Below are 23,655 nucleotides of genomic sequence, written 5' to 3' on the forward strand. Positions count from 1 at the left end.
CGTTGCGTCAAGAAAAAGCACTCCATTGTATCTGAGGTGTATACGGACTTTTATGTGAGTCTAATCATCTTCCTGTTTCTGATTACAAAATAGAAACAGCGCGGAGGACGGCCGGTATGGCCGTAATTTCATTTGGAGGAAAGCACATGGCATGGATTAAAATTATAGTTCCCTTTGTGATCTTATTTGTTGTTTTATTTTTTGCACTTCCAGTGTGGACGAAAAGATATTCAGCAGTAATAGGGTGTGCTGCACTAATATTATCTTTTGGATTACAAGTGTTAATCGTTGTTTGGAATATTAACCAGGGTAAAACTGAACAATTCCTCAAAGTCCTACAATCTAGTCAACACGAGCATATTTTGAGCGCAGAAAAAACCAAATGGAACAGTTGGCTGTCAAAAGCTCAGGCTGATGTAAGATCAAAGGGAGAATGGTCTTTTTATTCATATAAAATTTTGCAATATGAACCGTTGCACTAATATCAGAACTCTCTTGCTATTAATATAAGACAGACAAGCACATAAAAATATAATATTGCCATTACAATAGTCATTCTAATGTCGTGTACCTTTGTGATTGACATAACTTCCCAAAAAGCAGTCGCAATTGCCAAAGATATAATAAAAGACCAAAACAAAAATTTCTTTAAAAATGACCATGATTTCATTTGGCGAAAAAATCCCATAGATGGATAGCCCAATCGCTTTTTTGTTAAATAATATTGATCGTTTATGAGACGAATCAATTCTTTGTATTTTTTTATAATCTCTTTATCGCTTACAGATGTGGAATAAAGCTTGCCTATTTGTTTATAAAGGTTATGAATGCTTTCTGGAATCAAAAGGTAGTATCTATCAAAGTAAGGCCATATAGTTTCACAAAATGCTTTTATATTTATAAGGTCAATGTTCTTAACTTTTTGTAAGTTATAGCTTTCCCATTTTCTATGCATAGGAAGATAAACATCCAAAAGTTGTTTTCTGTATATTTCTTGTCTTTCTTTTCGATGGGATTGAAATTTTCCTGCTTGAAATGTCATAAACCCTGTCAGTACTGCAATCAAAATCGGAACAAAAGGTGATGCATATTGAATTATAGATTCCCAAGCCTTGTCAGACATATCGATTCTCCCAATGATTTTTTGACAAAAGTTGATGTGGTAGTGGTAGAACAACAAAAATTTCGTGGACTTGATTTTATCATGTGGACTTAATTTTATCATAATGAACAGTATTAGCACAAGATATTAAAAGGAGAATCTACACCATGCTTAATGTAGTAGCACTCAACGGTCGGTTGACCGCCGACCCGGAACTCCGGCACACCAGCAACGACATCGCCGTTACATCCTTTTCCCTGGCGGTAGACCGCAGCTATTCCCGTTCCAGCACGGAGCGTCAGACGGATTTTATCGACATCGTTTGTTGGCGCAACACTGCTGAGTTTGCCAGCAAGTATTTTCACAAAGGCCAGCTGATCGCGGTGGAAGGGTCTATCCAGACCCGCAGTTACACCGATCGGGACGGCAACAAACGCAGGGCGCTTGAAGTGGTCGCAAATAACGTGCATTTTGCAGAGCCGAAAAGAGCTGCTGAAAGACCTGCGGGGAGCTCAGAGGGCAATGCCACGGATGATCCCCTTCCTCCTCCCCCGGTTGCTGGTGACAGCAGAGATTTCGTAGAGATCGACGTGACAGATGATTTACCGTTCTGATTCGGGAACCGGTTCCAATTTTTATGCGCTGCTTTGACGATGAATGACAGTCTCATAAGATGGAGGCCACCCATGGAAACACTCCTGACAAAACGAATTAAATCCTTGACGCACGGGTACCGGCCTAAAATGCCAAGTGCTATGAGAACCATCCGCTGGGCCGATGAGGTATGGACACCTAGCGGCATTGTGGACAGCATTCGATTTGAAGATTATCCACGCGAAGAACAGTACCTGTGTAAACTAATAGACACTGCTTGCTATTCTGACCGTGATAACCACACAACTGCAATTATGCACCCCAGGTTGGTTTTCGGACAATGTTTTCGGGATGGGAACAAAGAAAAAAGCGAGGAAAAATGTCGCGGTTGCGCCATGCGAGAGCATCTTTGGAATGTTGGCATGATGGTGACGTGTTTTGAAGTGAAGATTACATATGCAGATTTCAAGAGTAAAAACGGCCACAATTTTCACGGCAATGAAAATTACTATTGCGTCCCAAAGGCGCTGGCACCCAAAATAGCGCCGGAGATTTTGGATGATATCGGCATCCTTACTTATTATGAGGGTGAGAAGGGCTTTGGGCTTCGCAAATTCAAGAATCCGAACTGGCGTGACATTGCCGCAGAAACAAAGACGTTGCTACTCTATAATGCTATGAAAAAATGGTGTGATGGGGCGACATTTATAGAATAGGAGCCCGCAAAGGAGCCGTTCTGATTTTGGAACCGGTTCCAATTTGTTGTGTGCATTTTTATGGGAGGACTCGTCATGAAAAATAAGCTTGTTGACTTGAACAATCATCTGTTTGCTGAATTGGAACGATTGAGTGAAGAAGATCTGAAAGGTGAAAAGCTCACTGAGGAAATCAACCGTTCAAAGGCCGTCGCGGACATTGCATCAAAAATCATCGCCAACGGTGCACTTGCGCTGAAGTCAAAACTCGCCACCGAAAAATCCAATGATGCAGATCTCCGTTTGCCTACGATGCTGGAGGAGTGAGATGTCCCACCTTTTTTCGCATGAGGAAGCGATGTTTATTATTTCTCATGCACGGGAAAACAGCCAACAGGAGCTGACTAATCAGATGAACGCAGCATTCGGCCTTTCTCTTGAAAAAAAGCAAATCGCGGCGTATATAAAAAATCACCACATCTACACCGGGCGCACAGGGCGGTTCTCAAAAGGCCATGTGCCGCCCAATAAGGGCAAACACTCACATAATCCCGGCTGTGAAGCGACTCAGTTTCGCCCGGGTCATCAACCCGCAAATCATAGGCCGGTCGGAAGTGAACGGGTTAATGTAATGGGCTATGTTGAAATCAAAGCGGCAGAACCAAAAACATGGAAAATGAAACATGTGGTTATATGGGAAGCTGCGAATGGACCTGTTCCCGATGGCCATGTTATTATTTTTGGCGATGGGAACCGACTCAATTTTTCGGTTGATAATCTAATTTTGGTTTCCAAACGGGAACTTTTGGTGCTGAACCGCAAGGGATTGATCCAGAACGACACTGAGCTGACAAAGTCCGGGACACTGGTCGCGCAGCTTATTGTGAAATATGCTGACCGGGAAAAAGAGTCCAAACGGGACGGGTAAGTCATGCGGGAACCAGTTCCAAATCTACATATAAGCTGGAGATACAGCTGAGTTGACAGAAAGAGGTAATGTAAAATGGCAACCACAATCTGTGTCATGAACCAAAAAGGCGGCGTGGGCAAAACAACCACCAGCGTCAATGTCGCCGGTATTTTGGCTACTAGAGGCTTTCATGTCCTCCTGGTGGACAACGATCCGCAGGGATCAGCTACGGCATACTACGATAAATATGTTGAGGAACCGGCAGACCATCGACAGCCGAAAGGCTTGATCGGTATCTATGATGTATATAGGCGGGATAACCCACTGATAGTCTCTGCGGTGGTCAGCAAGACAAAAGTTCTGAATCTGGAACTGGTTCCCGCCGACTATCGATTCAAGGATACAGACGGCGACCTGTTTCTGGTCAAAGCCGGCAAGGAGTTTGTCTTGACGGATGCTCTGGAACCGGTTCTCGAATCTTACGATTACATCATCATAGACTGCCCGCCTGCCGACAACAATTTGACGACCAATGCACTCGTTGCTGCCAACTACATCCTCCTGCCGAACATCGCAGACGCAAACGCATTCAAAAGTATCACGTCCATGATTACCATGATAAAAAACGTCAAACGCAGCAACCCGCGCCTCAAGATTCTCGGCACCCTCATTACCATGGACGAAAAGACCCGAAACAAAGCAGCCTATAAGCGGGCGCTTTTCAACTACACGAATTTTCCCGCCCTGTCCACCGTGATCCGCAAGAACACACGTATCGCGGAGGCGATCAACAACCAGGTGCCCGTGCATGTGTATGACGCCAGCTGCACCGGGGCGGCCGACTATAATGCTTTGGTGGACGAACTGCTGTCAAAAATGGGGTGAACTTCAATGAACACCTACTATACCAAATGCGGACGGTCATTCAAAAAATCCACAAAGGCCGACACGACCGGCTATCAGATGGCACAACAGATTGAGGCAGATGGCTCTCTCGGCCGAGTTATGGATATCGAATGTCAGAAATGCCCCTTTGTCGTGGATGTGAAAGAAGGCTGGCCTGCCCGGCATAAACGGTATGAGTGCCGGGCAGGAAGCAAACCACCAAACCATCAAAGCGATTGGATCGGCAGTCTTGACGATAAGTGTTCCATTTATGTTCGCTCCCTTGACCACGATCTCTGTGATCGCATAATCTCCTATTGCAAAGAAAATCCGTATCTTGCCGCAGGATATAATCAGGATCGCCCGGATTGCCGCAGAACGGTATCCATCAGCTGCGCCGCAAACAAAAAGGGCGTTGCGGCCAAAAAAGAGGTCATCAAAACATTTTTCCCTGACATTGCGGTCACACCAGACCCTACGGACGATTCGGATGATCTCGCTGATTCTATGACAGAGGAGTATGGCAAAATGGCAAAATTCAACGCCGATGCAATCTTAAACTCGGCAAAAGAAGTCGCGCAGCAGACCGAAGGATTGGAACCGGTTCCCGAATTGAAAGAAATCCGTTGTGAGCTGATTGATCTAAATCCTGATAATGCGTTTGCGAAAAAAGACACACAGGAGTCAATTGAGGAATTGGCTACAGACATCCGCGCCCACTCCCTGCTACATCCAATCGTCGTAAACCATGTGGATGGCCGTTATCGGTTGATCTCCGGCGAACGTCGTTTTCGGGCTGTCACAGAGGTGTTAAATTGGCAGGTAGTCGATGCAAAGGTGTTTGAAAACCTGGTCAAAATAGACGAGATGGAAATGTTGTATGCCGCCAATTTCCAGGTACGTCAATACACGGCAGCCGAATTGCTGGAGCATTATCAGCGATTGGTTCAATTCTTTCAAACAGAAGATCCAAAGCAACGACTTACCGCAAAAGACAAAGATAAAATTGCCCGTTTCCTTAATGTGACGCGCCGGCAGGTCAACAAATACGCTCGTATTATGGAAGCCTTGTCCGAAGGTGAACGCCAAGCTATCATGGATAAGAGCATGAGCATCAACAAGGCGAATGATCTTGCTAAAGAGCGTGCGCAAAAAGCCGAACGATCCGTTGCTCCTTCAAAAAATCGGAAACCAGTTCCAGCAGCACCACGCCAGCAAGCGTCATCGTCAACTGGCTCTCACCAAAAGGCCACTGAGGAATCCGTATATATGCCGCCACTCCCGGCGTCTCCTTTGTCGGAAAATCAGGAACCAGTTCCCGGTAGAGTAAAGCTTTTGATCTCACAAAAAAGTGAGATGAATCAGGAACCGGTTCCCGCTGCACCTGTGCATCCCGTGCCGCACGAAACGTTAAATAATAATGAGTCTTCGGTAGCCGATGTGGCTCGGCAAATTAACGAGATTACAACCGGCCTCTACCTGTTGGGCGATATGCTCAAAAAATCTGGTATTGACGCGAGGAACCCAATTAGAGAATTTGTTGAAACGATGCAGGAGTATCTGCACGAGTATGCCGGCAAATGAAAAAATACGGGCATTAAAAAAGGGGCGCACTCCCTCGTGCGCCCCGACAGAGAAATGGCATATACCAGACCGTTTCTCTTGTCAGTAATAGGATTGTCAAAAATGCAGGAAGTTATTCCTGGTGGTCGGAGAGCGTATGCGTCCTTTTATACTGCCCTTATCAGGACAATTTGTTATTTTCGCGTCTCCCGCAAACCAGTATATTCGAGTGGGTGTGAAAATATTGTCATAATAATGTATAGCACAAGGTCGAGACAGACCAAATACGACGTTTCAGGAAAGACAGATTGGAGCATTTTATGGGCAATATCATATCTATCGCTGTCCTTGGGTTGATCGCACTGGATGTGTCATTTGTACTATGTTGTTGCAAAGTTTCCGAAAGGTCAACTCGCTGGGAAGAATGGGCCCGGTTATCACACCGCACCCGCAAACACGACTATAAAAAAACAGGGAAGGAAATCAAATCATGACCATTACAAAAGTTATCATTCGGAAGTTGTTTGACGGCCCCAAGATAAAGGGGATTGCCTCCATCATAGTCGATGATGAGTTTACCATTCATGACATCAAAATTATTGAGGGCGTTGAACGCCTGTTCTGCGCGATGCCGAACCGGCATTCGGAGGATGGCCGATACCAGGACATCGTGCATCCCATTTCCCAGGAAGCCAGACAGAAGATTGAGGAGGCGATTCTGGAAGAATATTATAGCGCAATCCATCAGGAGGCGACAGCTTCATGAGCATCCGTGAATCGGATCTTATCGCCGGATCTGTTGTTGTTGTCCAGTCAAACCGCACCTTTTGCGGCTTTGAGAGTGGCGTTATAACCGGCCATAGCACCGGCGGCCATGATGGCCTTGTTTGCTACTATACCGACGCCGGTGGAGGCCCCAAATGGTGCTTGGCAAGCCAGATCATCGATATCCAATTGAAAAATCGGGTGGTTCGAGAATGAACATATTCGGCTTTCTGTGTTTCACGGCTGTGCTGCTTGGCACAGCCGTTATTGATGCCCGTACAAGGCATATCCCTAAATACGTCCACTGGCTTCTATTGGCAATTGGCCTTGTCCGCGTCTTTTCAACCGGCCCGCCGGATCAAATCGTAAATAACCTGCTCTATTCCATTGCTGGAATGGCGATCGGCTTTGTTCCCCTGTTTTTACTTGGCTTGGTGGCGGGCGGCGTCGGCGGTGGTGATGTCAAGCTGGCCGGAAGCGCCGGGTTTGCGTTGGCAGAGCCGGGATTGGCGATCCTATATCCCGGTACATATTGGGCAATCTTGGGCTCTCTGCTTTTGTTTCTGTCTGGAAAACTGTACTGCAAAATACGAAATGGCAAACGTATAAGCGTACCAATGCCTTTTGCGCCGTATTTTGCGGCAGCGGGCATTGGTACTTATTTTTTACAACTGATTTGGAGGACGATCACATGAATGAAGAGTTGAACAAACCGCGGCAGGCTGCAAAATCGGACAACCCCGACGGGGAGCCTGACGCAAAAGAGAGGCAGAAGCGGAACCTGGACCCTGTCGCGCAAAAACGGCTTGTGGCCAGCATATTAAGTATCGGTCTGGCTGTCGTGGTCGGCTTTGGTGGGGTATTTCTGGTCAACAGGCTGACGATGGCCACCGTGCCGGTCGTTCGTGCCAAAGAAATCATTCCGCAGGGTACGCAGATCACTCCGAATATGATCGAAGTGGATCAGGTAAGCAAATACAATTTGCAAAGCAACGTGACAGGTAATACCTCTCTGGTGGTGGGCGCTTATGCAACGACCGAGATCATGCCGCAGGACAATATCACCGGAGACAAGCTTTCAAAGTCCAACCCGGTTTACACATTGGATACTGGCGAAATGCTGGTAAGCGTGCCGGTCAAAAACCTGTCCGACGCTTTGGCCGGGCAGCTGAAGGCGGGCGACATTGTGCGGGTTTCCGCGCTGGTTGCATCTGGAAGCACGGCAGGCAGCAACAATGCGGGAGGAACCGCGAATCAGACTACGACGCCGGCCGAGTTGCAATATGTCAAGGTGGCCGCTGTCGCGGCTTCCAATGGGCAGAGCGCCGCGGTCTCCCAGGCACAGGCCAAAACAGCAATCGGAACCACAACCAGTTCCAACACGTCCAACCTGCCGGCGTCTGTCACGCTGTATGTAAATGAACAGCAGCTTTCCCGCTTGACGCAGATGAGCCAGTCCGAGTTGACCTTCGCCCTGGTGTATCGCGGAGGCGGCACGGAAGCGAAGACGCTGTTGCAAGAGCAGACGCAGCTTTTGGAGGGGGTGCAGAAATGATTCTGATAGGCGTTATCGGTACGCCCGGCGTCGGTAAGACAACCTTTGCCGCCGCGCTGGCCAATATTCTTGCCGACAGAAATAACCACGTGATTCTGGCAAGCTTGGATGACCACTGCCCTGCCATGAGTCTTTGGGAACCTTTAAGGCATGATGTGCCGTCGTTCAAGGAATTTATTCAAAACGACGGCAGCATTGACAGTGAAGTGGTCTATGAAAAGGTCACGTTCAGCAGCGGAAACGGCAATGTTCTGCTTTTCGGATTTACCAAGGCAGACCTTTGTGGGTCAACAAGCGTGACTGAAAAACTGGTGGACAGCATCGTGGATGTCGTCACGGCGGATAACTCTGTTGACTACATGGTTGTGGACGGCAGTAACTATAAAGAGGCTATGACCAGCTATGCAATCAGCCACGCAGACGTGTTGATTCGCATCCTGCCCGCCGACATCACCGGTGGTATCAATTATTTTTGCGAGGTCATCCGGGGCGCGGAAAACGCTTCTCAGGAGCGTTTGAACATCCTCTATAGGCGGAATTTGTTTGATCCGCTGGATGAAGTTGTTCACACGACGCACATGGATCTGTTTGATACGATCCCGTTTTCGGATGAATGTCACCGCAAACTGGTGGATGGTCGGTTGGTATCCAAATATGACGATGCGGAATACCGGCATACAGTCGAGCGCGTCGCCGTGCATATCCGGGAAAGGAAGCAGGCATGATACAATTTCCATTCTTCCTTCCGGATCAAACGGAAATCACCTACCAACAGGCGTATGACATGGCACAGAAGTATGTGAAGGAAGAACACGCCGAAGAGTTCAATAGTAAAAAATCAAACGTTCCAAAACTCGCCGGTATCATCCGGCGCTTTTTTGTTAGCCGCGGTATCCACACGTCAGGCGATCTGGATCAACTGTCACATTCCATGGCGCAGGATATGGGCGGGCTATCGTTTCTGTCCAAATATTTGGAGCACCTTGACGATTATCCCACATTGGAAGAAATCAACATCAACGCATGGAACAGCATCGTTCTGCGTTTTTCAGATCGCCCGGATGAATGGCTGCAAGAAGGCTTTTCATCACCCGTGCACGCGCTTGGTATCCTCAATAAGATCAAAAGCCGGACTGGAACGCAGCAGCTGAGTCCCGCGTTTCCTGGTTCGATTGGGTATGTGTTTGATTCCGTCCGTGAGGCTTCCATGTGTGCGCCGATCATTCCGGAAAGTGCAGGCGTCTATGGCAGTATCCGTATTGTAAGACCGGCTCCGCTTTCTACTAGGCTGATTCTGCAATCCGGTTGCATGACGCGCGAAATGCTGGACTTCACCATTATGTGTATGAAACATTCAGTGAACGTCTTAATCGGCGGCAAACCGCGAGCCGGTAAAACCACAATCCTCAATTACCTGCTTTCCATCTTAGTCAAAGATCCCAATATCCGCATCGGGATTATTGAGGAAGGAAGTCGAGAAGTCGTACTGACAACCTATGATGAAAACGGCAGACCACAGAACCAGGTATTGTCCATGCTCACCAGGCCTTCAGAAAATCACGATCAAAACTATGATCCAAACCGGTTGTTGGAAATATGCCTGCGGTTTGGCCTTGACGTCATCGTCGTGCAGGAGATGCGCAGCGGTGAGGCCTATGTGGCCGTCAAGACCGCAAACACAGGCATGGCGGTCTATTCGACCATTCACAGCAATGATGGCGAGAGCACCTATTATCGCGGCGTCGATCTCATGGAGGAGGGCTCTCCGCAGCCGGAAACGGTTCTCATGCGCAAACTGGTTCTTGGATTCCCAGTGGTCTTATACTTCAAACGTATGGAAGACGGCGTTCGCCGTTGTATGGAAATCATGGAGGGCTTTTATGAGCGTGGCGAGCTAAGGTGCAAGACTTTGTATCAGTTTGTCACGGATGATAATGTGCTGGATGCAAACGGAAAGATCCATGTCAAAGGCCATTTTGAATGGAAAAACGACCTTTCCGAACGCACACAGCGTATTCTCCGAAACAACGGCGTCAGCGCCGCAGAGCTGCAACAATACATACAGGGTGGTGTTGCGTGATGAACCTGCTCATTTTTTCAGCGGTGCTTGTGTCTGCCGCAATCGCGATTGGACTCTGCATGAGTATTGGCATCCATCCGAAAGATCTGGCAGCTCTTTTCAAGGCACCAGGTCCAAAACTGCGGACGCTCAAGCAGCGCGTCCGCAAAGCCAAACACCAGGAGAAGCCCTTCTTTATCGTTCGTGAGTTTCAAAACGCAAAAACGATTCTCAAGGATACGCACCGGGAACAGGACTACCAGCGCTATAAAAAGATGTCCATTCAGATGGCCATTGGGGGCGCCTTGATCGGCTGCTGCTTTCTCAATCCGTTTCTTTCGGCTTCCCTCGCGCTGTTCGGCATGTTTCTTCCAATTTTCATGATCTATCTGACAGCCGCAACGTTCCGCAGTCAGTTTGCCGCTGAAATGTATACCACGATGTCCGTAATTTCGACGAGCTACCAGCGCCAATATGATCTGATCCGGGCGGTGCGGGAAAACGTGGATTCAATGAACGAGCCAATGAAAGGCCTATGGACGGTATTCCTGCGCGACTATGAAAACTTTAACGCTGCGAACGTCTTCAGCGGAATACGTGAGCTGCGTGGGAAGATCAACAACGTCGTCTGGCAGGAATGGTGCGATGATCTGATATTGTGCCAAACCGATCCGACCAGAAAGTTTCTGCTTACCGGCGCGGTTAAAAAAGCGACCCAGCAAAGCCGTGCCCGGATGATGCTGGACGCTATGCTGGACGAGCCGGTCTTTCAGGCGGTCGGCACAATGATCATTGTGCTTGCATCCATTCCAATCTGCGGATTCTTCTACACGGAATGGGGCTATCTGCTCATGAATACATGGCCCGGAAAACTCTCCATTGCGATCATTGTCATCGCCTGCCTGTTCTTATGCTATATAGCCGTACATGCCACCCGTCCGATTGATTTGCTAGAGGAGGTGGAGAAAGGTGCCTGACATCGTGCTCTATATCCTTTGTACCGCGGTTGCCGCAGCCGTCTATTATGGGCTGTACACGGCTCTGAGTTGTCATATGGGCTTACCGAGTCTGCGGAGTCTGAACGTTATCCGCCGCCTGACTGCATCTACAAAAGACATCGCGTTAAGTGAAAAAATCACCTTGCCCATTGCGGGCTTACTCGAGGCGAAAATCCATCTGAACGGTTATACCAGAAGCAGGCTTCAGGCAGACCTGAAGGCAGCAGGACTGGCCGAATATACCCCCGAACGTTATACCGCAATGTCGGTCGCATTTGGAGTGATGGTCTTTATTCCCGGACTGATCCTGGCTTTCGCCGGAATTAAACTGGGCCAGAATATCTTCCTGATTGCCGCAACTGCACTGATTGCCTGTTCTGTAATCGTCGGCATTGCCAAACAGCGGGAGATCCGTAAGATCGCGAAACGCAGACGCGGGCGCATTGAACTGGAAATCCCCAAAATGACCGACTCAGTGCTGCAATCCCTTTCCAAGCGTAATGGTCGTGCAGATATTACAACCATTTTACGTGAATACCAGCGAGTTGCCGGTCCGGATCTCAAGAAAGAGATCGGCTATATGCTTGCGGATATCGAAACATCCAACAATGAACGTGTTGAAACAATCCTGCTGCGAACGGAGAACCGTTTAAATTCGGAAATTGCAACATCACTCATCCGTGGCTTAATCGGTATCTACAATGGTGAAGACATGCGTGAATACCTACAGGGGCTCGTGCTGGAAATGAACGAACAGCAGATTGAATTTGCTGCCCGCGCCGCAAGACGGCGGCCGAACGAACTGACGCTTCCCACATGGGCCGTGATAGGCTCCATGGTCCTGATGATCTGCATTCTCATCCTATCGACGATATTTCTTCATCTTCCGGGTTGATTACTGATATAAATCAGTTTTCATAGTTGATAAATGGTCTTGTTGACGCGAAAGGGGTGATGCTAGACCCAATTGCTATTTAATGGAGGTGATGTGGAGCATCTATATTCCGTATCCATCAAATCAGAAGAAAGAGGTTGTGTCATGCAAAAAATCCGCCGTTTGCAAAATTCCGTTAGATACCATGCAACGAAGGGCTACCTTCATGCTCTGGCTGTCCGTGACAATGCGAAAGGCGCCGCCTTCGCATTGATCAGTAACGATGATGGTTACATCGATATGGCTATGAAGATCATTATCGGCGTTGTTTGTGGCCTGTTGATTTTCGGTGTCCTTTACGCGATCGTGCAATCTTCCGGTCAGACCGCCCAGACGAAAGTCTCCAATGCCTTCAACTACGCCGGATCGTAAGGCCTGTTCGTCATCGTCTGTATGCTTCACGCCGCCCTTTACGGGCGGCTTATTTTGAAAACAATCGCCTCAAGGCTTTAGATAGAGTGGATAGTACCAGAATAATCGGAACACAGGAGGGTAATCAAGCTATGAAAAAAAGACTCTTGCGGCTTTTAAAAGACAACCGCGGAGAAGCACAGATCGATTCTGTGTTTTTTCTCTTTGCCTTTTTTCTTTCTCTCGCATTTGGGTTGTCAATCTTTGTGTCAACTGCCGGCAAAAGTAACGCTTATAATCTGGCGCAGCTGGCCGCAAGGCAGATCAGCGCCAACGGTGCGGTGGATGGCAGTACGATCAGCGCTCTGTTAAAAGTGGCACAGGATGGTAGATATACGTTGACGGTTAACGCTCCGGATGACGGCGTATCCATGCAGGTTCCAATCAGCAGTTCCCAGACATTGATGAGTTCTACCGCCATCCAGTATGGAACGTCCTTTAATGTCACCGTAAGCCAGAACAGCAATGACAAAATTGGGGTGGATGCCCAGCATTCCAATATTGTAAATGAAAGCGCGACAGTACCGGGGGTAAGCGAATGCTGGACAAAGTAACGTATGCGCTTTTTCAGCGCGCAAAAAAAGCTCTGCAATCCGACGAGGGAAACTTCACACCGATGATCGCCCTCGCACTAATCGGTGTGTTTCTGCTCATAGCGTTGGGCCTGGAATCGTGGCGGCTCAACTCAACATCGGATTTCGTAAACGAGGCGGTACGCTCCAGCCTGATTTCCGCAAATGTGCAGAACGCCGAAACGCTCTACACCGGGGAACAGGACATGATTGGCGGCAGCTTTACCTATGACGCTTCCACAAACACCTGGAGCGAACCGGTTGATACCACACCTGTCACGGATCTGCTTTCCAGTAAACTTGGGCTGACACAAGAGGGGTCGGACTGGATCAGCAAGGTGAACGGTCAGGAGAATTACAAGATTAAGGGCTTTGCCGTAACCGAGTCCCAACCGGCCGCGTCGGATGGCACACCGGACAGCACAAAAAGCCTAACCATTACGGCCAGCTTTACGCTGGAGATCCCCTACAACGCAGGCGGTACCGTTACGAAGATTTCCGTTCCGATGAATGTGCCGGTCGGAACGCAGGGGAAATTTTGAAAGGAAATGTACAATGGAAAATGATAAGGCGGCAAAACCCTATTGGCCGGTCAGCGAGACATTGCATAAGATCAGCAAGCCGTCCGGGCTGCTGCTGCTTATCTGGATGGCACTCTTTGCGCTGCCAGGATGGAAGCAGCTCACAATGGCTACTCATACTCCCATGTCCGACATATATGGTTTTATTTCTGCTCTCGGCATTTTCTGCGGTTCACTCTGGTTTGCAATCGTTTCATCGTGCCGCGCGGATGCTTTCCCGGCATTTTCTATTCGGAACTTGCCGAGAATCATTTTGACAATCCTATTGCGACTCATAGAGTACTGGGCAGCGGCAAGTGTGGCCGTTTTTCTGTTATTCGGCTTCGTTGCTTACCCGCGCCACCATGAACTTCTGTCTTGTGTTTGGGTGGCTCTGGCGGTCGTGTTCATCGTAACTCATGTAGTCGGTAAGCATCTGGCACGGAAGCGTCAGACCGTATCGCTCGTTGCGGAAAACCCACCTGTCCGTCCTAACCCCCCGTCCGGTGAACACACTGCGAACCTGGTTAAAACGAAACTTTGATAACTCTTTGAAAAGCATCCAGTCCCAAGATGTTGTAATTATGATAAAACAGGAGGTAAAGACTGTGAATTGGAGTGACATAAATATAATGGACGTAATCGCAGGGGCCATCATAAGCGCAGCCAGCGCCATTGTCGTGTTGTCAGGAGCATGATAAACTGTCTGTTGAACACAGCCGCATCAAAGAGCATCTTTCCATGGAACACCAAAGCATTAAAGACCTGTTGGCTCCCATTCGTGAAAACGCCAAAGCGACGCACAACATCCTGCTTGGTGAAGTGGGTCGTCGTGAGATGCAATACGACAATTTGTCGGAGTCGCAGAAAGATATGAAAGCACAATTTGAAAATCTTCAAAAAATGGCCGGTCAATGGGAAGCCCTTATTTCCGAAAACAAAGATCTGAAGGAGCAAATCAAGGAGTTGACAAAAGAGCGTGATCTCGCTCGGGAGAAAAACCGCGAATTGAACAATGACAAGCACTTGGGACGGTCACGGCATTTGTAAAGCTCTGCCGCATCAAACGGAAAAGGAAAATCCTTGAAAACACAACTATCTTTGTCGTATAATAGACAATAAGACAGAGGGATGTCGATAGGGCGGTTAGCCACTCTCCCGGAAGGGAGGTGGTGCGAATGGAGTATATGGCGGCAATAATCATTATCTTGATTCTTGCTATCGCATATAACCAGAGCATAAAAAAATAACCGCCCTCCGGTCCAATGGAAGCGGTTATTTAACCTAACCTTGGGCTAACCGTTACTGGTACACCCTCTGTCTTTTATTATACCCGTTTTTGATTGGAAGTCAACGCCCACAAATTAAGGTGTACGATTATCATCAACCTTGATATCTTCGTCGTCCGGCAAGTCCTTGTCAATTAGGTGGTTTATGTATCCGTTTACCGAGAGGCCGAGTTCTTTTCCCCGCACCTCAATTTTGGCTTTGCGGCCTTTTTTGACAATCAAATGAATATGATCGTATGCTTTTTTGTTATATTTATTGCTTGCGCGTCCATGTGCTTTGCTTACTGCCATATTAATCACCTCAACTATAAGCGTAACACAGGTAAGTGTACGTGTACACGGCAAATTATTACGAATAACCGTGTACATATTTGTACAGTTTACTTATTGCATAACCGTGTTCGCGGTTATATAATGCAACTATAGGAATAAACTTCCATTCAAACCAACCGATATATTACAGGAGATGTTCCCCTGATCCCAGAAACGAATGATCCAATATTCAAATACATGCGACATATGAGGAGTGCTTCAGATGAATAAGCAGGCCACAACTAAAGCTAAAAAAGTCAAAGAACTGCGTTCCAAGATGTTGGTCATTGCCATGGCGGCCATTCTGACGGTCGCCGGCGGCGCGGTATCCGCGTCTGCCGCACCTGTAACCACTTCTGTCCAGACGGCGGCTTCTGTGCGGTACAAAGCTGCGACTGGCGGAATCACGGATCTCGACACGCCGGCCACTACCTATACCGGTACCATTCCGGTGTATGGCTGGGTACTCAATGCGTCTGGTATCAACCGCGTGGACGTCTACGCACTGGATAGCACTGGCCATTATCATGGGATTGGCTCGGTGGATGGCAGCAAGCTTACCGCCCGGCAGGATGTACAGAATGTTTTCCCAGCTTATGGCACGCTCAACAGCGGATACAGCCTGACCGCCAATGTAAGCACTCTTGCGCCGGGCAGCTACACGCTCTGCGTTGCGGGGATCGGCAAGGATGGTTCGGTAAACTGGTCGTCCGTTCCGGTTTCCGTCGGCCCGGAACCGCTGACCGACATTGACGCGCCATCTGGTGGCAGCGAGCAGGACGGTTCCATTACCATTTCCGGTTGGGCGCTCAACCACGGCGGTATCAACCGCGTGGACGTATATGCACTGGACAGTAGCAGCCATTATCACGGACTTGGTTCTGTAGCAGGAGATACGCTGACCGCCAGACAGGACGTGGAAAACGTATTCCCTGACTATAGCGCGCTGAATTCCGGGTACAGCCTTTCGGCTGACGTGTCCACACTTCCGGCAGGTAACTACACACTCTGCGTCGCCGGAATCGGTAACGATGGAGATGTGCAGTGGGCGACCAGAAACATTACAGTAGGCCCCGCGCCACTTACGGATATTGATACATATGGCCCTATGACTAATGGCACCCTTAATGTGGCAGGATGGGCACTTAATAAGTCGGGTATCAGTCGTGTGGATATGTACGCATGGGACAGCGCCGGTCATCCGCACAGTCTCGGATCGGTAGATGGTGGCGCGCTTACAGCAAGACAGGATGTGCAAAAAGCGTTTCCGGCCTACAACATGCTTAACAGTGGTTATTGGCTGACAGTCCCTGCGGGAACACTTCCTGCTGGCAACTACACGCTGGCGGTCGCCGGGATCGGCAATGATGGTACGGTGCAATGGGGATCAAAAACGATCACAATTCGAGGCACAACAACCGCAGCTCCCATCACCGACCTTGATACCCCGTCTACCACATACACCGGCACGATCCCGGTGTATGGCTGGGCGTTGAACACCTCGGGGATCAACCGCGTGGATATCTACGCGTATAGTAGCGGAAGCACCACAGCCATTAAACTTGGATCAGTAGATGGCGGTGCGCTCACAGCCAGACAGGATGTCGCGAACGCATTTCCGGCATACGGTATCCTCAACAGCGGCTACAGCTACACGGTACCGGCCGGCACGCTTGCTCCCGGTAGCTACACGCTGGCGGTCGCGGGTATTGGAAACGATGGAGATGTGAAGTGGGAAACGAAAGGAATTACTGTTCAGAAGGTTGCCAACTATCAGGGTATTAATGAGGTGAAAACCTATACCGATGAGATTACCGGTATCACGCAGACAGTGCAATTTCTCGGAGTGGGCGCCGGATACTGTGAAGTGGCTGGCGGCACAGCGAACATCAATACGACCCCTGCGCTGGGCGCTGCGCATGGTGGATTTAATGCTACAGTTTCGCTTATAGGATCAAACGGCATTCATCAAGGGGGTTCTACTGCCGTCGTCGGAACCTCTGGCACATGCAGCAGCCTAATTTTCAGCAATTTGACCGCCGCCACTTACACCATCCAGCTCGCTGCCAACGATGGCACGGTCGTAGCAAAATACTCGTTCACCGTTGACTCCAACGGCAACGTAGAATAAAACTGACATCGTGAATTTCAGACGATGAGGAGGACACTCATGAACAAAATTAAAGAGTTGGCCACTCAAATGGCGGCGAAAATCAGGAAAGCGCTTTCCACCCGAAAAGGTAAAACTTATGCCGGAATCGGCGGTTGCGCCGTCGTGGCCATCGTGATCTCCGCGCTGGCAATCAACAGTATTCCGACATCCGCGTCGATTTCAAACCATCGCTTCAGGATCGATGCGGCTTCGTCTTCCTCCAGCACTGGAACCGCTTCCGGCAGTTCGGGGCCCGTTGTTTCCTCCGGTAGCACTCCCTCGTCCACCAACAGCATCCCGATCGTTAGTGCGGCCCCGGTTCCCAGCGGCGCGGCCCCAACGGCTGCACAGGCGATGCAGACCATCCCGGTCACATCGGTAGACTTTAACCACCGCTCTCTTACATTGTCCGTCGGCGCGACTTCGCAGCTCACCGCCAGCATTACTCCCGGCAGCGCCTCGGACAAGACGCTTACGTGGACTTCGACAAACACAGGAGTGGCCACGGTAGACCAGTCCGGTACGGTCAAGGCGGTCGGCACCGGAACGGCATACATCCGGGCAACGAACTCGGATGGCCAGCGGGACACCTGCACCGTGACGGTGCAGGGCAGCACTGGAAATACTGGCAGCGGCACGGGTAATGGCGGTGGGAACGCGGGCGGTGCCCCCGGCACCCCTACGACAAATGTTCCGGGGCATGTTGCAAACTACCAGGGTATCAATGTAACAAAGTCTTATACCGATGAAATCACCGGCGTTCAGCAAACGGTTCAATTTCTCGGAGTGGGCGCGGGCTATTGCGAAGTGGCTGCGGGTAATGCCGACATCAACACCACCCCGGCACTGGGTGCGGCTCATGGTGGATTCAATGCAACAGTTTCTTTGATAGGTTCAAATGGTATTCATCAAGGCGGTTCCACTGCTGTTGTTGGAACCTCCGGTACATGCAGCGGGTTGGTCTTTGGCAATTTGACAGCCGGCACTTACACTATCCAGCTTACTGCCCACGACGGAACCGTGGTTGCCCGGTACCACTTTTCCGTCGATTCCGGCGGCAACGTCGCATAAGTATCTTTCGTTTGGTTGTAGCCCTCCGATTTTTATCGGGGGGCTGCTTTTATTTTTTATAGGAGGCGAGTTTTGGTGAAATTTAGATCGGTTCGTCGCTTCAAATTTTTGAGCGTTTTCATTCTCGCGGCGATCATCCTGGCGACCGTTGCTCTGGCCGCCGGAAGCGGCACAAACGAATGGCCAGGCGGTCGCATCGGCTATCGATTGGATACACATTATGGCCAGGTCGCGGCGAATGCGCCTGCAATTCCTCTGTACAATGATCCCGGCTGTACGCAGCCCATCAATCACTATCTACTGCCCGGGGACTGGGTGATTGCATATTTCAATGGGGACAGCTTTTCCGGGGCAGTGACATATCCGATCACCGTCCCACAAAATGGCGGCGGAGATGATGGCCTTGAATATACTACACATTACATCCACCCCGGAGATCTATCCTTTATCGTCAGCGGTACCGGCAGTTTCAGCGGAACAGACTGGAATCAAACAACATGGTTTAATCATCTGCCAACAAATATCGGTTATACCAGTAAACTCCCGGGCAACGGCGATACCGTATGGGTCGGCAATAACACAGATGGCGGAACCCCGGGGGGTTTTCAAGTAGTTTCAGCTCCAAGCGGCAATGGATATTACGACCTATGGCCAGGAAACGCATCTTCAAAAATCATGTCTGCATTCCTCTCTCAATATTGCTATTACGACTCGTCCAGATCCGACTTCGTCAATGCAGATTATTCATGGAACCTGTTGTCCCAACCGTGGAACACGGTAGGTTTGCACCAGGGTTACAATCTGATCTCTTACGCCGGGATGGACGCTTCGGGAAACTACGCGACCGGCCAGCGGTATCTGTGGTGGGATACAATCGCACCGGACATGGATACCAACCTCACGGCGATCCAATATTCGCCTGGGCATTCCGGTTGGCTCAATCTGTCCGATTTCAACAGCGATCAAAACGTCGTGATCCTGTCACACGAAGACACCAGCCAGACCACGGATGTCTCCGGATTGAATCCGGCATCCCTGCGGACGGATTTCGACGGCATAAACCGTTGGGGAAACAGCGCAGGCTATCAAGGGTTCGACACGTTTTCTGCCACCAGCGGTGTCAAAAACTATTTGCTGAAATCCATTATGCAGGCCATGGGCGTGCAGGCTGACGGCACCGGCGGGCAAGGCACACACACCTATACCTTTTCAAGCATCGACAACGCCTGGAACACCGCCGTGATCGGCAACTCTGTGCAGATCGATACTATCCCTCCAACTTGTACCGTATCCACCACGGCCAGTGACTGGAAATCCGGATCTGCACCAATCACTCTGGACTTTGAAGATCCCGGCGCCTCCAACGGTACGGGCAGCGGCGTGGCCGCAGAACAGTACAGTTGGTCGCAAAGCCAGACCGATGCAGGAACATGGCAGAACTACACCGCAGGCGGGCAGCTCACCCCTCCTGGAACCGGTTCCTGGTATCTGCACTGGCAGTCTACCGATGTGGCCGGGAACAGCAGTAGCGGCGTTTTCGGTCCTTACAGCGACAACAGTGGGCTTGCTGTAACCATCCAAGCACCGAATGCCGCCTATCTGACCGATACCGATGTCATAACTTCCGCAATCGTCGCGGATAACAGCGGCGTCCCGGTCTTGCCGAGCGATTCCGTCACGCTGAAGCTAACTGTCACCGCAGCCGATGGCAGCACCTATACCACGCAGACCAAGGCGATCGTCGTGCCGGCCGAAGATCAAAACCTCATCTGGTTCCGATGGCACACACCAGCCACGCCCGGGACCTACACACTTACGGCCACCGCGATCAGCCCCAGCGTTCCTGCGCAGGCCGGTTGGACAAGCACACTGCAATGGAATATCAACACACCCACAGAGTCCACGCCCCCGCAGCCAAAACTGTATGATAAGGCCCCGCCGTATTTCAGCATTCAAACACCTACGCCGTCCGGGTACTCCCCCTCGCTGACTTGGAATGAGTGGACGTATACCGGCGGCGCATTCAAAAAAGAGACCTTTACGGCTAATCTAAGCGCGGCGCTGAAAATCACGCCGGAAATGGGCGAAGATGGCCAGACGCGCATTGTGACGGCCACACAGGACGCAAGCGGCGTATGGACGATGAAAAGCGGGTACGGTATCAACGAGACGGCCACCGGCAGCGTAGCGGTCACTTCGGGAACCGGTTCCCAAATCGATGCGGCCAGCACCACGCTGGCGCAGCTCACCGAGGGCCGGTATCCCGAATTCAACTATTGGTCTGAAGGTTACTTCCGACTGTTCAAGAACAATGGCGGCGGCAATTTTACGCTTCAGCCCAACAAGTACAGCGTTCTGAATCTGCCGGTGCATTATACTCCCGTCTGGTTCCCGGATGGGCCATACACGGCACAGGCGACCATTTCACAAGCATGGACGCCTGCCGGAATGCTTGGCGGCGACGCTACGGACACCATTCAGATCAAGGGCGCTTTGCCGCAAGACTGGTATGTGAGGGTGTTCCAATAAGAACATAAACGCAAAAGCGCCCACCATGTCAAATATTGACACGATAGGCGCGAATCTGTATACTTTATCCAGACACAGGACAGACGCGGGCGGTTCGCCACTCCCTTGAGAGGGGGTGGTCTTGATGGAGTACATAGCAGCAATCATTCTTATTTTGATTCTCATGTATTTACTGAAAGATAAAACGAAGTAGCCGCCCCCAGCCAAGGATTCGGCTACTTCAACCTACGTTGGGCTAACCGTTTCGTGGTATGCCCTGTGTCTACTTATATTATAGGACTATCTCACATATTCGTCAACATTTAGCGCCGGGTGCAAAAGCAGATCAAGGGCGCTTTGCCGCAAGACTGGTATGTGAGGGTGTTCCAATAAGAGCATAAATGCAAAAGCGCCCACCGTGTCGAACATTGACACGATAGGCGCAAATCTGTATACTTTATCCAGACACAGGACAGACGCGGGCGGTTAGCCATCTCCCATAGAAGGGAGGTGTTGCCATGGAATACTTATCGGTAATAATCATCATTTTGATTCTTGCCATAGCATATAACCAGAGCGTAAAAAAATAACCGCCCCCGGGCTCAATCGTCGGGCGATTATTTTCACCTATTGAGCTAACCGCTTTTGCGGCTCTGCCCTGTGTCTACTTATATTATAGGACTATCTCACATATTCGTCAACATGTAAGCGCCGGGCGTAAAAGCCCGGCGCTTTTTTTATCTATAGGGTGAAAGAAAAACCGAAACTTTGAAAAGGAGAGACGATTATGACCTTACAGCGCATGGCACGGGAAAGCAGCGAGCAGACACTTCTGGCTTCGCAGGAATTTAGGGGTTTTTTGAACACTTTACCATTGCAGGACATGTGGACAGAGCATACATGGAACGGCAACAGCTTCAAGGCAAAAAAAGAGCACGGGTATTTTTTAATTGAGTATAAGGAATATCGCACGAACCAGACCGTGGGCACATACACCTTCAGCCGGAAAGGCAAGCTAGCGTACTTTTTAACACCCAGAGAAAAAATTGAGGAATTGGCCTCTTTTCTTGCGCCGTTTCTTATCCTTATCCTTCTGTTTGTTCTATTTATAGGTTTTCCGGCAACTGCACTTACACTTGCCGCCGCGAGACCTCATGCCCATTTTACCATTCCAGGCTCTCTAATTCCGTATGTTTTGTGTTTGATTTCACTTGCAGCCTCGATTTTTATAAGCACCAATTCAATTACTAACGCAACCGGAAAAATTTTGGTTTCAATTAGCGTGTTCGCGCTCATCGTCGTGATTTGTATGCAATTTGGCCCTTACATCACCCCGTTCTTTCCAAAAGTCCAAATTTGAAATTGTGAAAGGAGAATGAATTTTGGCTGAACCATTCAAAAAAAGCAATAAAAAGAGACACCGGCTGGCAGTTTTACTGCTGGCCATTTTTGTTCCCACAAGCGTGTTTGCCGCTGGGCTGGTTTTTGTACCCAGCTTTCGCAATACCGTGTTTTCCGTTTTGTCATCAGCCTTTGGCACTCAAGGGCACAAAGAAAAGAAGTCCACGTCTTCGGTACCGGATAAAAGAACGCCGACCGGCTCCGGCCCGGACAGCGCGGTGGGATATGGGGACAATACCGTGCTCGCGTCACAAGCACCTGGCGCGGCCGCAGATCGGACGACCTACGCGCCGTCCACCGTGGTATATGGTACTGCCGGCAGTTCCACCGGGCAGTGGAGTGCGACCATCAACAACAATCCAAGTGAGTACCAGCAGGCGGTGTTTTACGAATGCACGGTCAACTCGAGCTACGAAAAGCAGGCAGACGGCAGCATGAAAAGAATCATGACCGACACCAAAACAACACGCCTGGGTGAGTCTCAGATCATCGGGCCGGGGCAGCATTATAACAAGATCGTTTGGGATGCGCCGCTGACTGGGCAAACCCGGATCATCTGTGCGGAGATGCACAGCTACAAGCTGGTTGATGGGCAGTATGTCGAGGTCACACCGCTTTTTGTGCAAAACCTGACGTTGGATATTCAATGAGATATCAACCGGCCAGACCGGATGATAAATAAATTACAGGAGGGACATATCAATGTCCATCATCAACCATGTCCGCCGACACTTCGGCGGAAAAATCGCAGCTGCGGCTATGGCCGTAGCACTGATCGCAGGCGCAGCGCTGCCTGCATCCGCAGCTACCACACAGACGGCGACCGGAACGGGCAGCGCGTCTGCCAGTGTCCCGATCACCGGCACGATTAACGCAACGACCATCAGCGTAACGATTCCGAACAGCGTGGCCTACACCATCAACCCCGATGCCAATACGTTCACGGCCCCGGCACTCGCCGTGACCAATAACACGGTGGTGCCCGTGACCGTCGGCGTGCAGTCCCTGACCGCCGACAGCTCCGGCACTTTTGCTGACAAGCTGCCGACTGATGAGACATGGAGCACACTTGATGCGTCCGACAGCGCGAAGTACGTTGCGCTTGGCATTAGCGCTACCAGCACCGGTTGGAGCACCGGGTACAATAGCAGCACGGACTGGGCCGCTGCTCACGCACCCGTGACCATTGGCTCCCTGCCCTCCGGCGCCACCGGCAATCTTGCCTTGGCGGCAAACTTTGGCCGCGCATTCACCGCGTCAAAGGCCCCTACCGGCTCTATCGTATTTAGTGTGTGCCTGTCGTAATCATTCGCATAAAC

At 50.0% G+C, this 23,655-nt stretch carries 28 protein-coding genes; 26 read left to right on the forward strand and 2 right to left on the reverse strand.

The window, feature by feature from the left end:
* Window positions 1-146 precede the first annotated feature (146 nt).
* Window positions 147-482 carry a hypothetical protein gene (locus tag ETHHA_RS12265; protein WP_137143912.1) on the forward strand — a complete coding sequence of 112 codons (336 nt, stop codon included), beginning with the start codon at window positions 147-149 and terminating at the stop codon, window positions 480-482.
* A gap of 2 nt (window positions 483-484) precedes the next feature.
* On the opposite strand, the gene ETHHA_RS12270 is transcribed toward ETHHA_RS12265, so the two are convergent.
* Window positions 485-1,123, reverse strand: a complete 639-nt coding sequence (locus tag ETHHA_RS12270; protein WP_013486277.1) for a hypothetical protein — start codon at window positions 1,121-1,123, stop codon at window positions 485-487.
* A gap of 146 nt (window positions 1,124-1,269) precedes the next feature.
* Here ETHHA_RS12270 and ETHHA_RS12275 point away from each other — a divergent pair, with 146 nt between their 5' ends.
* The 19 genes from ETHHA_RS12275 (at window position 1,270) to ETHHA_RS12365 (ending at window position 14,653) form a co-directional block, all read left to right on the forward strand.
* On the forward strand, window positions 1,270-1,716 hold the full coding sequence (locus ETHHA_RS12275; protein ID WP_013486278.1) for a single-stranded DNA-binding protein: 447 nt from the start codon (window positions 1,270-1,272) through the stop codon (window positions 1,714-1,716).
* A gap of 72 nt (window positions 1,717-1,788) precedes the next feature.
* Complete coding sequence (locus tag ETHHA_RS12280; RefSeq protein ID WP_013486279.1) at window positions 1,789-2,412, forward strand: hypothetical protein; 624 nt, start codon at window positions 1,789-1,791, stop codon at window positions 2,410-2,412.
* A gap of 75 nt (window positions 2,413-2,487) precedes the next feature.
* On the forward strand, window positions 2,488-2,718 hold the full coding sequence (locus ETHHA_RS12285; protein ID WP_013486280.1) for a hypothetical protein: 231 nt from the start codon (window positions 2,488-2,490) through the stop codon (window positions 2,716-2,718).
* A 1-nt stretch (window position 2,719) separates the two neighbouring features.
* Window positions 2,720-3,319 (forward strand): HNH endonuclease signature motif containing protein, encoded by a 600-nt coding sequence (locus ETHHA_RS12290; protein ID WP_013486281.1) that lies wholly within the window; start codon window positions 2,720-2,722, stop codon window positions 3,317-3,319.
* Between the two features lie 75 nt (window positions 3,320-3,394).
* Complete coding sequence (locus ETHHA_RS12295) at window positions 3,395-4,186, forward strand: ParA family protein (protein ID WP_013486282.1); 792 nt, start codon at window positions 3,395-3,397, stop codon at window positions 4,184-4,186.
* A gap of 6 nt (window positions 4,187-4,192) precedes the next feature.
* Window positions 4,193-5,770, forward strand: coding sequence for a ParB/RepB/Spo0J family partition protein (locus tag ETHHA_RS14785; RefSeq protein ID WP_013486283.1), 1,578 nt, complete (start codon window positions 4,193-4,195; stop codon window positions 5,768-5,770).
* 469 nt (window positions 5,771-6,239) lie between these two features.
* Window positions 6,240-6,515: a SpoVG family protein gene (locus ETHHA_RS12305; RefSeq protein ID WP_013486284.1), complete on the forward strand. Its 276-nt coding sequence runs from the start codon at window positions 6,240-6,242 to the stop codon at window positions 6,513-6,515.
* Window positions 6,512-6,730: a hypothetical protein gene (locus tag ETHHA_RS15705; protein ID WP_013486285.1), complete on the forward strand. Its 219-nt coding sequence runs from the start codon at window positions 6,512-6,514 to the stop codon at window positions 6,728-6,730. The genes ETHHA_RS12305 and ETHHA_RS15705 overlap by 4 nt, the downstream gene beginning before the upstream one ends.
* On the forward strand, window positions 6,727-7,209 hold the full coding sequence (locus ETHHA_RS14790; RefSeq protein ID WP_013486286.1) for a prepilin peptidase: 483 nt from the start codon (window positions 6,727-6,729) through the stop codon (window positions 7,207-7,209). The genes ETHHA_RS15705 and ETHHA_RS14790 overlap by 4 nt, the downstream gene beginning before the upstream one ends.
* Window positions 7,206-8,069, forward strand: a complete 864-nt coding sequence (gene cpaB, locus ETHHA_RS12320; RefSeq protein WP_013486287.1) for a Flp pilus assembly protein CpaB — start codon at window positions 7,206-7,208, stop codon at window positions 8,067-8,069. The genes ETHHA_RS14790 and cpaB overlap by 4 nt, the downstream gene beginning before the upstream one ends.
* On the forward strand, window positions 8,066-8,794 hold the full coding sequence (locus ETHHA_RS12325) for a nucleotide-binding protein (RefSeq protein WP_013486288.1): 729 nt from the start codon (window positions 8,066-8,068) through the stop codon (window positions 8,792-8,794). Before cpaB ends, ETHHA_RS12325 begins: the two co-directional genes overlap by 4 nt.
* Window positions 8,791-10,149 (forward strand): ATPase, T2SS/T4P/T4SS family, encoded by a 1,359-nt coding sequence (locus ETHHA_RS12330; protein WP_013486289.1) that lies wholly within the window; start codon window positions 8,791-8,793, stop codon window positions 10,147-10,149. The genes ETHHA_RS12325 and ETHHA_RS12330 overlap by 4 nt, the downstream gene beginning before the upstream one ends.
* On the forward strand, window positions 10,050-11,105 hold the full coding sequence (locus ETHHA_RS12335; RefSeq protein WP_137143913.1) for a hypothetical protein: 1,056 nt from the start codon (window positions 10,050-10,052) through the stop codon (window positions 11,103-11,105). The genes ETHHA_RS12330 and ETHHA_RS12335 overlap by 100 nt, the downstream gene beginning before the upstream one ends.
* Window positions 11,098-12,021, forward strand: coding sequence for a hypothetical protein (locus ETHHA_RS12340; RefSeq protein ID WP_013486291.1), 924 nt, complete (start codon window positions 11,098-11,100; stop codon window positions 12,019-12,021). Before ETHHA_RS12335 ends, ETHHA_RS12340 begins: the two co-directional genes overlap by 8 nt.
* Before the next feature lie 144 nt (window positions 12,022-12,165).
* The gene (locus ETHHA_RS12345; RefSeq protein WP_013486292.1) at window positions 12,166-12,432 is read left to right on the forward strand and encodes a DUF6133 family protein; all 267 of its coding nucleotides are present in this window, start codon (window positions 12,166-12,168) and stop codon (window positions 12,430-12,432) included.
* Window positions 12,433-12,563: 131 nt separating this feature from the next.
* Entirely contained in the window at window positions 12,564-13,025 is a 462-nt protein-coding gene (locus tag ETHHA_RS12350) for a hypothetical protein (RefSeq protein WP_013486293.1), read from the forward strand.
* Window positions 13,010-13,585 (forward strand): hypothetical protein, encoded by a 576-nt coding sequence (locus ETHHA_RS12355; protein WP_013486294.1) that lies wholly within the window; start codon window positions 13,010-13,012, stop codon window positions 13,583-13,585. The genes ETHHA_RS12350 and ETHHA_RS12355 overlap by 16 nt, the downstream gene beginning before the upstream one ends.
* A 13-nt stretch (window positions 13,586-13,598) precedes the next feature.
* Window positions 13,599-14,147, forward strand: a complete 549-nt coding sequence (locus ETHHA_RS12360; protein WP_013486295.1) for a hypothetical protein — start codon at window positions 13,599-13,601, stop codon at window positions 14,145-14,147.
* 197 nt (window positions 14,148-14,344) lie between these two features.
* Window positions 14,345-14,653 (forward strand): hypothetical protein, encoded by a 309-nt coding sequence (locus tag ETHHA_RS12365; RefSeq protein WP_041686876.1) that lies wholly within the window; start codon window positions 14,345-14,347, stop codon window positions 14,651-14,653.
* Window positions 14,654-14,967: 314 nt separating this feature from the next.
* Here the strand turns inward: ETHHA_RS12365 and ETHHA_RS12370 are convergent, their stop codons facing one another.
* On the reverse strand, window positions 14,968-15,183 hold the full coding sequence (locus tag ETHHA_RS12370) for a hypothetical protein (protein ID WP_013486296.1): 216 nt from the start codon (window positions 15,181-15,183) through the stop codon (window positions 14,968-14,970).
* A 244-nt stretch (window positions 15,184-15,427) separates the two neighbouring features.
* Between ETHHA_RS12370 and ETHHA_RS12375 the strand changes: the two genes are divergently transcribed.
* From ETHHA_RS12375 to ETHHA_RS12400, 6 genes are all read left to right on the forward strand, one after another.
* Window positions 15,428-17,335 (forward strand): Ig-like domain-containing protein, encoded by a 1,908-nt coding sequence (locus ETHHA_RS12375; protein WP_013486297.1) that lies wholly within the window; start codon window positions 15,428-15,430, stop codon window positions 17,333-17,335.
* Between the two features lie 39 nt (window positions 17,336-17,374).
* Window positions 17,375-18,427, forward strand: a complete 1,053-nt coding sequence (locus tag ETHHA_RS15350; RefSeq protein WP_013486298.1) for an Ig-like domain-containing protein — start codon at window positions 17,375-17,377, stop codon at window positions 18,425-18,427.
* Between the two features lie 75 nt (window positions 18,428-18,502).
* Window positions 18,503-20,956: a DUF8195 domain-containing protein gene (locus tag ETHHA_RS12385; protein ID WP_479723655.1), complete on the forward strand. Its 2,454-nt coding sequence runs from the start codon at window positions 18,503-18,505 to the stop codon at window positions 20,954-20,956.
* 766 nt (window positions 20,957-21,722) lie between these two features.
* Window positions 21,723-22,295, forward strand: coding sequence for a hypothetical protein (locus tag ETHHA_RS12390; protein WP_013486300.1), 573 nt, complete (start codon window positions 21,723-21,725; stop codon window positions 22,293-22,295).
* 22 nt (window positions 22,296-22,317) lie between these two features.
* A complete protein-coding gene (locus ETHHA_RS12395; protein ID WP_013486301.1) occupies window positions 22,318-22,986 on the forward strand; it encodes a hypothetical protein in 669 nt (222 codons plus the stop codon).
* A gap of 109 nt (window positions 22,987-23,095) precedes the next feature.
* The gene (locus ETHHA_RS12400; protein WP_137143914.1) at window positions 23,096-23,641 is read left to right on the forward strand and encodes a hypothetical protein; all 546 of its coding nucleotides are present in this window, start codon (window positions 23,096-23,098) and stop codon (window positions 23,639-23,641) included.
* Window positions 23,642-23,655 lie beyond the last annotated feature (14 nt).

The sequence above is a fragment of the Ethanoligenens harbinense YUAN-3 genome, assembly GCF_000178115.2.
Classification (GTDB): Bacteria; Bacillota; Clostridia; order Oscillospirales; family Ethanoligenentaceae; genus Ethanoligenens; species Ethanoligenens harbinense.